The organism is Suttonella ornithocola (genome assembly GCF_001889065.1).
In the GTDB taxonomy this organism is placed as follows: Bacteria; Pseudomonadota; Gammaproteobacteria; order Cardiobacteriales; family Cardiobacteriaceae; genus Suttonella_A; species Suttonella_A ornithocola.
Window position 1 is genome coordinate 1 of the sequence record NZ_LWHB01000016.1, and the last position, 11,313, is coordinate 11,313.

The 11,313-nt window shown below is 37.5% G+C and carries 10 protein-coding genes and 1 pseudogene; 3 read left to right on the forward strand and 8 right to left on the reverse strand.

Annotated elements, in window-relative coordinates; all coding sequences use genetic code 11:
* Nucleotides 1-241 precede the first annotated feature (241 nt).
* Both argE and A5N85_RS01325 read right to left on the reverse strand, forming a co-directional pair.
* Nucleotides 242-1,393: an acetylornithine deacetylase gene (argE, locus tag A5N85_RS01320; protein WP_072575609.1), complete on the reverse strand. Its 1,152-nt coding sequence runs from the start codon at nt 1,391-1,393 to the stop codon at nt 242-244.
* A gap of 21 nt (nt 1,394-1,414) precedes the next feature.
* Nucleotides 1,415-2,221 (reverse strand): inositol monophosphatase family protein, encoded by an 807-nt coding sequence (locus tag A5N85_RS01325; protein ID WP_072575610.1) that lies wholly within the window; start codon nt 2,219-2,221, stop codon nt 1,415-1,417.
* 126 nt (nt 2,222-2,347) lie between these two features.
* On the opposite strand from A5N85_RS01325, the gene A5N85_RS01330 reads away from it, so the two are divergent.
* Nucleotides 2,348-4,021 carry a putative transporter gene (locus A5N85_RS01330; RefSeq protein WP_072575611.1) on the forward strand — a complete coding sequence of 558 codons (1,674 nt, stop codon included), beginning with the start codon at nt 2,348-2,350 and terminating at the stop codon, nt 4,019-4,021.
* Here the strand turns inward: A5N85_RS01330 and arfA are convergent.
* The 3 genes from arfA to A5N85_RS01345 all read right to left on the reverse strand — a co-directional run bounded on the left by arfA (nt 4,001) and on the right by A5N85_RS01345 (nt 5,248).
* Entirely contained in the window at nt 4,001-4,180 is a 180-nt protein-coding gene (gene arfA, locus A5N85_RS01335) for an alternative ribosome rescue factor ArfA (RefSeq protein WP_072575612.1), read from the reverse strand. The two genes, A5N85_RS01330 and arfA, sit on opposite strands and share 21 nt — an antisense overlap.
* Before the next feature lie 91 nt (nt 4,181-4,271).
* Nucleotides 4,272-4,748, reverse strand: coding sequence for a copper chaperone PCu(A)C (locus tag A5N85_RS01340; protein ID WP_084601515.1), 477 nt, complete (start codon nt 4,746-4,748; stop codon nt 4,272-4,274).
* A complete protein-coding gene (locus A5N85_RS01345) occupies nt 4,745-5,248 on the reverse strand; it encodes a TlpA family protein disulfide reductase (protein ID WP_143143145.1) in 504 nt (167 codons plus the stop codon). Before A5N85_RS01345 ends, A5N85_RS01340 begins: the two co-directional genes overlap by 4 nt.
* Nucleotides 5,249-5,320: 72 nt before the next feature.
* Between A5N85_RS01345 and A5N85_RS01350 the strand changes: the two are divergent.
* Both A5N85_RS01350 and A5N85_RS01355 read left to right on the forward strand, forming a co-directional pair.
* Nucleotides 5,321-6,355: pseudogene (locus A5N85_RS01350) on the forward strand (YeiH family protein).
* 13 nt (nt 6,356-6,368) lie between these two features.
* A complete protein-coding gene (locus A5N85_RS01355) occupies nt 6,369-6,584 on the forward strand; it encodes a hypothetical protein (RefSeq protein WP_072575615.1) in 216 nt (71 codons plus the stop codon).
* 178 nt (nt 6,585-6,762) lie between these two features.
* Here the strand turns inward: A5N85_RS01355 and treC are convergent, their stop codons facing one another.
* From treC to A5N85_RS01370, 3 genes are all read right to left on the reverse strand, one after another.
* Nucleotides 6,763-8,409: an alpha,alpha-phosphotrehalase gene (treC, locus tag A5N85_RS01360; protein ID WP_072575616.1), complete on the reverse strand. Its 1,647-nt coding sequence runs from the start codon at nt 8,407-8,409 to the stop codon at nt 6,763-6,765.
* Between the two features lie 30 nt (nt 8,410-8,439).
* Nucleotides 8,440-10,350 carry a PTS system trehalose-specific EIIBC component gene (gene treP, locus A5N85_RS01365; RefSeq protein WP_072575617.1) on the reverse strand — a complete coding sequence of 637 codons (1,911 nt, stop codon included), beginning with the start codon at nt 10,348-10,350 and terminating at the stop codon, nt 8,440-8,442.
* Between the two features lie 546 nt (nt 10,351-10,896).
* The gene (locus tag A5N85_RS01370) at nt 10,897-11,244 is read right to left on the reverse strand and encodes a transposase (RefSeq protein ID WP_072575618.1); all 348 of its coding nucleotides are present in this window, start codon (nt 11,242-11,244) and stop codon (nt 10,897-10,899) included.
* Between the last annotated feature and the right edge of the window lie 69 nt (nt 11,245-11,313).

Sequence of the window (11,313 nt, forward strand, 5' to 3'; positions counted from 1 at the left end):
TACTAGTAGAAAAATTAACGCCATGATTTTAATATATTTTCAAAATTTGAAAAATTAAAATTTCTCTATTTTATGTTTTTTTTTGCAAAGATCTCAAACTGACGAACCACAGACAACCAACCTCAGTACGGTAAAACGAGCTAACGCTGTATGCAAGTTAAAGACATTTAGCTATAAAAATAATTCTAAAAAATCCGGAAAAGGTATTTTTAACCATAAATTTTCCGGAACTCAATAAAAATTACTTTTGACAGTGCGCTTTTACCGATGCCAATAAAAATTGGTAACACTGTTCTAATTGCTCAATCGCTATCCATTCATCAGGCTGATGGGCTTGTAAAATACTTCCCGGTCCGAGAATGATAGCTTGATAACCAGCTTCTTGAAACTGCCCTGCTTCAGTCGCATAAGCCACACATTCAGGATGAGCATCAGGCAATAATTGATGAACCAAAGCTAATAAGCCCATATTATCTCTATTTTCTAAACCGGGGACGATTGGCGTGGTATATTCCGTTTTAATCATCAATGCCGGATTAGCAGCCGTTAAAGTATCGGCATAGGCATCAACTCTTGCCATAATACTGTCTAATGTTTGACTAGGAAGATTGCGAATTTCCCAATCGAAATAACATTCTCTGGCTAAAACGTTATGCGCAATACCACCGTGTATCATTCCAACATGCAAAGAGCTATGAGGGACATTAAATTGCAAATCAAGCTCACCGTCTTCTTGTAAATCTTGCATGACTTGCTCAATATACGTCACCAATTTAGCGGCTTCATGAACCGCAGAAACCCCTTGATGCAAAATTTGCGAAGAATGCGCTGACTGACCGGTAACGACCGTACGAATATTTACGATACCTTTTTGCCCGACAACAGGCTGCATCAGTGTGGGTTCTCCAATAATTGCCCATGCCTCTCCCCCACCCATTTCTTTAATGCGTTTAGCAATAGCGGGTGCTTTATCACATCCCACTTCTTCATCATAAGAAAAGGCAAAATAGATTGGCTTCTGTAAATGCGCTGATAGCTGCGCCCATTGTGGAACGCCTGCTAACACGCAAGCAATAAATCCTTTCATATCACAAACGCCACGACCAATACACTTATCTGCGCTCTGACGCATAGCAAAAGGATTATCCGTCCAAGGTTGGGAATTGACTGGTACGACATCTGTATGCCCAGAAAAAATCAATCCACCTTCTGCGAGGTTACCAATTCTGGCAATTAAAGAGGCTTTTGGTAATCCGTCTTTATCAGATAAGCGCTCATGATAGACCTCAAATTGATCCAGATAGTTTTCTATCCACTCAATCAATTCCAAATTGCTTTCACTAGAAATGGTATTAAAGGAAACTAATTTTTCTAAAATTTCAAGATAGTTCATATTAGCACCCTTATATCATCCCTAATCATTATTTAGTAAATTACGACGAGCACGCTGTAGCGCTTTATCTAAAACAGGATAAAGATGCGCGTTTGCGCAAATAATTGTGCCATTTTCTAACATATTTTTCTCACCAGAAAAATCTGTCACGATACAACCTGCTTCTTGTGCAATAAGAATTCCAGCAGCCATATCCCAAGGACGTAAGCCCAACTCAAAAAAGGCATCTTGTCTGCCACAAGCGGTTAAACAGAAATCTAGTGCAGCGCCTCCCATACGGCGTAAATCACTAAAATCTTCTAAAACAGACTTCACATAAGCTAATTGCTCTGGCATCAATTCTGGGTCTTTATACGGAAATCCAGTAGCGACAACCGCACGTCCTGGATCACGCTGTGTATTCGCCCGAATCCGCTGACCGTTTAACTGCGCTCCACCACCTTTTTCTGCGGTAAACCAATCATCCGTTATTGGGTTATAAACAATACCTATTTCCGGAACCCCTTTTTTTAATAAACCAATTGATACCGAAAAATGCGGTAAACCATGAACAAAATTAGCTGTACCGTCTAATGGATCAATTACCCATTGATAGTCCGCTTCTTTATCCGCTGAAGCACCAAATTCTTCACCCAAAATCGCATGATCAGGATATTTATCTATGAGAACATTGGTAATCACCTGCTCAGCTTGCTGATCCACAATACTGACAAAATCACCTCGCCCTTTTTCGTGAATTTGTATTTTATTAAGCTCTCGATAACCTCGTTGAATAACTTTACCTGCTTCATCAGCAGCACGACGGGCAATGGTAAGCATTGGATGCATAAGTAATCCTTATCATGATTTTGAACAGCGCTATATTTTAACAGACCTATCAATAAACCGAAGCTAGGATATTTTTTATTATTATCAAATTTGATAAAATTTATTTATATTTTTTTAGGAATTCGTATGAATGCGTTAGCGATGACCATTGTGCTTCTTGCCGTTGTTGCCATGATTGGCTTGTGGTTAGGAAACTTTAAAATTCGTAAAATTAGTTTAGGTATTGGCGGTGTCCTTTTTGGCGGAATTTTTGTCGGACATTTTCTTCATCTTTACGGAGAAAAATATGGTTTAGTACTAGATAGCACCATTCTGACATTCTGCCAAGAGTTTGGACTCATCTTATTTGTTTATACCATTGGCATTCAAGTTGGACCAGGCTTTTTTGCTTCTTTGCGTCAATCAGGGCTGCGTTTAAATGCACTGGCTGCTGGCATTGTCTTTTTGGGAAGTGCTTTAACCGTTCTTATCTATTGGTTATTTAAGCTTCCTTTACCAGTGATATTAGGCGTTTATTCAGGTGCAGTAACAAACACCCCTTCTTTAGGTGCAGGACAACAAATTCTTAACGAAATTGGTTTTAATGGTACAACAGAAGCCATGGGGATGGGATATGCGGTTGCTTATCCTTTTGGTATTTGCGGTATCTTATTAGCCATGTGGCTCATTCGTGCGATTTTTAAAGTTAATCCAGACCATGAAGCCACGCGTTTTTCAAAAGAGTCGCATCGAGAAAATACTGAATTAGACTCTATGAACCTGCGAGTCACTAATGCCAATCTAGACGGTCATAGCTTTCAGGAAATCCCTATTTTTGATACACATAAGGTTGTTTGCTCTCGTTTAAGACGCGGTGAAGAATTTCTTATTCCTACTGAAGAGACAGCACTTCATGTTGGTGACTTTTTACATATTGTCGGCGAATCTTCTGTTTTACGACAAACTGCTCTAGTGGTTGGAGAAGAAGTAAATATTTCTCTAAGCACACGCGGAACACCTTATCGCTCCGAACGCGTTGTCGTTACAAATGAACAAGTTTTAGGAAAAAAAATTCGTGATTTAAATATCAATCAAAGTTATCAAGTCGTTATTTCAAGACTGAACCGTGCAGGAGTTGAACTAGTTCCCACTGGTGCAACTACATTACAGTTTGGTGATATCCTTAATTTAGTAGGTTCTCAAGAAGGTATTGAAGCCGTTTGTAGCGTTATTGGCAATGTTCAACAAAAACTACAACAAGTCCAAATGTTACCTGTTTTTATTGGAATTGCTTTAGGGGTTTTACTTGGTTCTGTTCCTTTTTCTATTCCCGGACTTTCCGTCCCCCTCAGATTAGGTTTAGCCGGCGGACCACTTGTCGTTGCACTTCTATTAGGTCGTATAGGCAGTATTGGTGGGCTATATTGGTTTATGCCACCGTCTGCCAACCTCGCGCTTAGAGAATTAGGCATTGTCCTTTTCCTTTCTGTCATAGGGATTAAATCAGGCGGACATTTTATCGATACATTGGTTCATGGCGACGGTTTACAATGGATGGCGCTTGGCGCAATTATTACCCTGATTCCTCTACTTGTTGTCGGCTGTTTTGCTCGATACCATTTCAATCTAAACTATTTATCAATCTGTGGACTTTTAGCAGGGGCAGCAACAGACCCTCCCGCGCTCGCTTTTGCAAATGACATTCGTGAAGACAGTGGCGCAGCTGCCTTATCATATGCTACCGTCTATCCCTTAGTGATGTTCTTAAGAATTATGAGTCCTCAACTCATTGCCTTACTGCTATGGTCTGGTGTTAGCTAGAAACTTTTTTAATATCCATAAAAAAACACCGCTAATTTTTTGAAGATTGCGGTGTTTTTCTTTGCGTTGATAACTGCCTTTTCCTTTTTTGGCTTTGACAATTCTCTGTCGATATTTCCCCGTTAATAACAAATCTCGATTTAACGTTCTCTTATTCACTTTTACCTCATTTTTCTAAAAAACAACCTCATCTTATTAGATGAGGTTAATTAAAATACGCTGTTTTAGCGCAAAAATAAAGTCCTTAATGTTACTGAGTATTACTATCAGAAATTGTATTTTCCTCTGCTGTTTTCAAAATCTCATCTACTGATTTAACCTGCGCTTCACATTGCGCCTTACTGCCATCATCAAAAGTTAAAGTAATCGTATGTTTACTTCCTACTTCTGGTGAATTGGTTACTCCCATTAACATTAAATGGTTTCCGCCTTTAGCAAATTTTGTTTCACCATTTTCAACCGTGTAATCATCTATTTTTTCCATTTTCATGACATTGTCTTGCATTTTCATGGTATGCAATTCAACATGGTCGGTTACATCAGGAATTTCAGCACCGACAATTTTTTGAGTGTGCCCATTATGATGCAAAGTAAAAAATGCTGCTGTCATTTGCTTACCCGGCAACACTTCTTGGATAACACAATCACCCAAAGTATTTTTATTTTCATGTGTCATTGCAGCACCTGCAAATAATGCTAATGATAAGAAAGAGAGTTTTTTCATCATTGATTTCCTTTATAACAGTTGATAAAAGCATCTATTGCACTAATATCATTAGCATTCAAGATGCCATTTTTCTCAGCAATAATTTTTTGCTGATACAAAATTGCCGTATAGGGCAATCCAATTACATCTAATTTTGATAATAAATCTGTTTCTGCTGTACTCATTGGTGCTAAATGTTCTATCTTTAAATCTCCAAAAATCTCTTTCGCAACCGCCTCACCATCATTTAAATTTAGCGCAAAAATTGTAAACGGATGTTTTTCGGATTGAGCCACTTTATCTAAAATAGGTAATTCAGCACGACAAGGCGCACACCACGCCGCCCAAAGATTAAAAACCGTCCACTCAGATTTTGGTAAAGATACGTCTGAAATTAAAACTGCTTTATCAGCTGCTTTAAACGTATCTGGCAAATAGCATGCCGCTATAGACCAACCAGATATCAAAAATAATAAAAAACTAACAACACGCATCTTATGATTTAATTCTAAAAATTTCACGCATAGTAACAAAGTTATCTATAACTTTATAGCAGAATAATCAATGCAAATGTCTAATATTTCAGCTATTATATAACGTTATTTTTGGAGACAAATATGCATGCCAACTTCTGGAGAGGAATTGTTCTCACGGCAATCATTAGCTTTGTTGGAATAGCATCTGCAAAAATTCCCTTTATTCATCAAATCGGTTTTTCCGCGGTAACCATGTCAATTATCTTTGGCATGTTAATAGGAAATACCCTTTATCCCAAAATTGCCGAAAAATATTCATTAGGCGTTAATTTTGCCAAAGCAAAACTGCTTCGCCTAGGCATTATTTTTTATGGCTTCCATCTAACCTTCTAACAAATTATGGCTGTCGGTATGGAAGGAATCATAACGGATGCACTTATCGTTATAACAACTTTTAGCCTCACTTGGATACTCGGTAAAAAACTCTTTGCCTTAGACGATGAAACCACCGCCCTAATGGGCGCTGGTGCCAGTATCTGTGGCGCGGCTGCTGTGCTTGCAACTGATCCTGTAGTTAAAGGCGGAAGTGATAAAGCCGCTGTTGCCATCGCAACCGTTGTTATCTTTGGCACATTAGGGATGTTTATTTATCCCGAATTATATCGCCTAAACCTATGGCAAATGAGTGAACAAATATTTGGCATATATATTGGTTCGACTATTCATGAAGTCGCGCAAGTCTATGCTGCCGGTGCTACTATTGGACAAACAGCGGCTGATACCGCTGTAACCGTTAAAATGATTAGAGTTATGATGTTAGCGCCTTTTCTAATATGGCTTTCTTGGTTTTGGGCAAAAAAAAATGAAACGGCTAATCATCAAACCAAAGTCGTTATCCCTTGGTTTGCCGTTTGGTTTATTGTGGTAGCAGGTTTTAACTCTTTACATTTACTTCCTGTATCAGTTGTTTCCATTTTAAAAATTGTTGATACATTCTTACTAACTATGGCAATGGCTGCTCTAGGACTAACAACACACTTTATTGCCATTAAGCATGCTGGGTTTAAACCAATTTTATTGGCGGCAATTATCATGTTATGGTTAATTATCTTCGGTGGCTATTTACAAAAACTCCTACCCACTATTCTTTAAAAAGGAAAATATCATGAAAAAAGCACTTATCATTTTCAGCGTAATAAGCCTATTAAGCGCTTGCAACAGTCATACCGTTTATGACGTACAACATAGAAGCCATAACGGAAACTCTATTGGTATTAGCAACCAAAGTGGTGTTTCTTCCGTTTATGGCAGTATTGGAACATCTACTAGTATTTCAAATGGTGGCGGGCATATCTCTGCTGGAACCAGCATGCGACGTTAATAAAGAAAGCAACCTAAATAGATAAAGAAGTAGAAATAATTTTTGGTAGTGGTTTAAAAAGTATGCTAAATATACTCTTATAAAAAATAATCCTTTTAATATATTGATATTTAAATGTTTAACTATCATTAGATGGTTTGATAAATTCTAGCATACTTTTCAAACCACTACCTAATTTTTATTCTTGATAATATACTCTCGTCTCATATGACGCGAGCTTATTATTAGTAAAATCCTTTCTAGAGTAATTTGAAAACAATATTTTATAATCTGATAAAAATCTATTTTCAAGAGGAATAGCTATTTGCTCAGGATAAAAATTACTTATAACAATTAGTTTCTGATTTTTATATTGGCGTCTAAAGCTAAAAATCTTAGGATGCTCAATCAATAAAGGGCGATAATCTCCTTGTTGAATGACTGGATATGCTTTGCGAAGTTTTATCAAGTTTTGATAATAGTAAAAGATGCTATTTTTATCATTTAGCGCTTGTTCGACATTAACTTTGTGATAATTCTCGTTAACTTGAATCCAAGGTTTAACCAAACTAAATCCCGCATTTTTTTCTGCATTCCATTGCATAGGCGTTCGAGCATTATCTCTGCTACGTGCTTGCAAGATGGTGATGATTTCTTCAGAAGATTTTCCTTGCTCACGCAATATACGATAAATATTTAAACTTTCAATGTCACGATATTGTTCAATATCTGTGAAATAGGCATTAGTCATTCCTATTTCTTCTCCCTGATAAATATAAGGTGTACCACGCATCATATGCAGGGTAGTGGCTAACATAGTCGCCGATTGATAAGGGTAATTTTTATCATCACCAAAGCGACTGATAGCTCTCGGTTGGTCATGATTACACCAAAATAGCGCATTCCAAGCATTTGCTTGAGCCATGCCAATTTGCCAATCATTCATTAAACGTTTTAACTCAAGAAAATCAAAAGGTTTTAACTGCCATTTTTGACCATCTTTATAGTCAACTTTTAGATGATGGAAAGTAAATACGCTGCTTAATTCATGCGTGTCTTTTCCTGAATAGCGGATACAGTTGGGTAATGTTGTAGAACTCATTTCACCAACAGTAAAACTCTCTGTATCTTGCCCAAAGCTGTTTTGATTAAGTTCTTGTAGATACTGATGAACTTTTGGACCATCGGTATAAAATTGTCGGCCATCAAAATGATTAGGATCGTCCTCATAGCTACCTTTAGAGATTAGGTTTACAACATCAAATCTAAAGCCATGCACGCCTTTTTCACGCCAGAAGTTGACAATTTCTGCCATTTCTTGTCTTACTTTAGGATTTTCCCAATTTAAATCTGCCTGTGTAACATCAAAAAGATGCAGATACCATTTATCTAGTTGCGCAACATATTCCCAAGCAGAACCACCAAATTTTGACTGCCAATTATTGGGAGGCTGTTTATCATTTTTCCCCTGTTTGAAAAGATAATAATCTTGAAATTCCTTTTCTCCTGCCAGCGCTTTTTGAAACCATTGATGTTCAGTAGAAGTATGGTTAAACACCATATCTAGCATAATATGGATTTGTCGTTTTTTTGCTTCTTGGCATAAGCGTTCAAAATCTGCCATGGTTCCGTATTCTGGATTAATCGCGCGATAATCTGCAACATCATAGCCATTATCGTTTTGGGGAGAGGGATAAATTGGGCATAACCACAGATAATCAACGCCTAAAGTAGCTAAATAATCTAATTTTTCTGTTATCCCGTTAATATCACCAAGACCATTGCCTGTCGTATCTTTAAAAGATTTGGGGTAAATTTGATATACCACTTTATCCTGAAAATACATAAAAATCCCTATATTCTCTATAATTGATATTTATTTACTTTGTAAAATATTGGTTTCGCCGCGTGTTACATATTCACCGCCTCGTTGATAAATTGAGACAGGATTTTCGTCGGTAAATACAACCGGAGAAATCAGCGATTTCTGCTTTGATTTCACATATTCAATATCTACTTCAGCCAACAAATCTCCCTGTTTGACGCGATCTCCTTGCTTAACATACGCTGTAAAACCCTCTCCATTTAGCTCTACCGTATCCATCCCAATATGGATGAGAATTTCACGACCATTATCACATTCAATTCCATAAGCATGTCCTGTTGGAAAAGCAACCTCGACTACTCCTGAATAAGGCGCAATCACTTTACCTTCTGATAAATCAATGGCAATGCCATCTCCCATAGACTTAGACGCGAATGCTTGATCCTCGATTTCTTCAATGGCATAACATTTACCCGTCATTGGAACGATAAATTCTTCATTTTTAACCGCTATTATTTCTTGTTGCTGAGCAGTTTCAGCGCCTAATAAGGCTTCTGCTGCTAATTTTTTTCGTCCCACCAAATAAGTCAGAACAAATGGAATGACAATCGCGGCTAACATTGCAAAAATAAAAGCTGTCCAATATTGCGGTTTAATAGAAATAATTCCCGGTAATCCACCAACCCCAATACTAAATGCTTGAACACTAAAGCCTACCGAAATCACTGCTGCAACTGCTGAACCAACCATCCCGCAAATCAAAGGAAAGCCATACTTTAGATTCACCCCGAATAATGCAGGTTCTGTTACCCCTAAATAAGCTGAAATTGCTGCTGGAATATTCACTTGCTGTGCCTGAGCATTTTTTCGTTGCAAAAGCGACATACCTATGACCGCAGAAGCTTGAGCAATATTAGAAAGTGCAATCATTGGCCATAAAATTGTGCCTCCAAACGTACTACTCAATGTCGTATCAATCGCATTGGTCATATGATGTAAACCAGTCATGACAACTGGCGCATAGAAAAAGCCAAACACACCTGCAAATAAGACCCCATACGGTGAAAGCAAACCATTGTATACACCTTTAGCAATAGCATCTCCAATCGTCCAACCAATCGGACCAACAATCGTATGCGCAATTAACACCGCAGGAATTAATGAGAAAAATGGCACAACAATCATAGAAATAACCGCAGGTGAAACTCGTCGGAAAAAGCGCTCTAAATAAACCAACACAAAGCCCGCTAAAATAGCAGCAATTACTTGACCTTGATAACCAATCATCGGCACTTGATAAAAACCAAAATCCCATACAGGAATTTTATCGCTCTCAGTTGAAGCCACCGCAAAACCATTCAATAATTGCGGAGAAACAAGAGTAGCCCCCAAAACAATACCTAAAATTTGCGTTGTTCCCATTTTACGCGTAATCGACCAAACAATGCCTATTGGAAGCATGTGAAAGACCGCTTCCCCAATTAACCACATAAAGTTATACATACCTTGCCAAAATTGACTGATCTGCGCTAAAGTCTTTCCATCAAACATCGCAATCTCACCAATAACATTGCGAAAACCCAAAATCAAACCACCACAAATTAAAGCTGGAATAATAGGAGCAAAAATCTCGCCTAATGCGCTCATTATTCTTTGCAGCCAATTTTGTTGCGCCTTAGCAGCGTCTTTCACAGCCTCTTTTGAAACGCCATCAATACCCGCAAGTTTCGTAAAAGTATTATAAAATTCTGAAACTTCATTACCAATAATGACTTGAAATTGTCCTGATTGCGTAAAAGTGCCTTTGACCGTTGGTAACTTTTCAATTTCAACAATATTAGCTTTACTCGGATCACCGAGTACAAAACGCAGTCGAGTTACACAATGTGTAATTGCGCGAATATTGTCTTTACCACCTACAGCTACCAATAGAGCTGCTGCATCTTTAACAAATTTTTCCATCATAAATTCCCTAGTAGTTATTCAAAAATATATTACACAGATATAGGTTAATAAAATCAGCAAAATATCAATCAATATAGCCAAGTAAGTTCAGATGACATACCGTTCAACGAGCCACAGGCAACACACATCAGTATGAAAAAGCGAACCAATGCTATATGCGAGTTAAAGATATTTAGCTATACACATCAAAATCTCTATTTATCTATAGTAATAGAAATATAAAAACCTCAACTTAATAGAATAATTTTATAAAAATTAAATTATAAAAGTAAGCGTTATAGCTGAATAATTCTACATCTGAACAAAACTTATTTTTACGTCCTAATATAGCCAACTTCCCAAAAAACACATACGGCACTTTTAAATAGGATACTGTTTTCAAATCGAATATTTAGTTAACGTTGTATGCATTTTTTTGAGAAGTTGGCTATAGTGAAAGGCTACTCAGTATTAAGATAGATGAATAAAGTAAGCACACATACTATTACTGAAATAGCGATCTAATTTCTATGACTCTTTTATTAGCCTTTGACTATAGTGCAATCATCTAAAGCCCAACCCAATCCAAAGCAGATAAAAGAATAAAGTATCAATACAATCCATCCGCCATTCTTTGCGTATTTGCTTAATCCAAGCCCACATCTTTTCAATAGGATTTAAGTCTGGACTATAAGGGGGTAACCAAACTATCTCATGCCCATGCTCTTCAATGATTGCTTGAATATCACTGCGTTTATGAAAAGCGGCATTGTCCATGACAATTACACTGTTTTTAGGTAACTCAGGTAACAGTGCTTCTCTCACCCAATGAGAGAAAATATCGCTGTTAATAGAACCATCATATAAGCGTAAGGCAAACAATTCTCCATTGATAATGGCTACCAATCGCATTGCTCTGGTTCTTTAAATGCCAGTTATCACTTCCATGACAAACTTGTCCTTTTGTGCTGTAGCCATAAG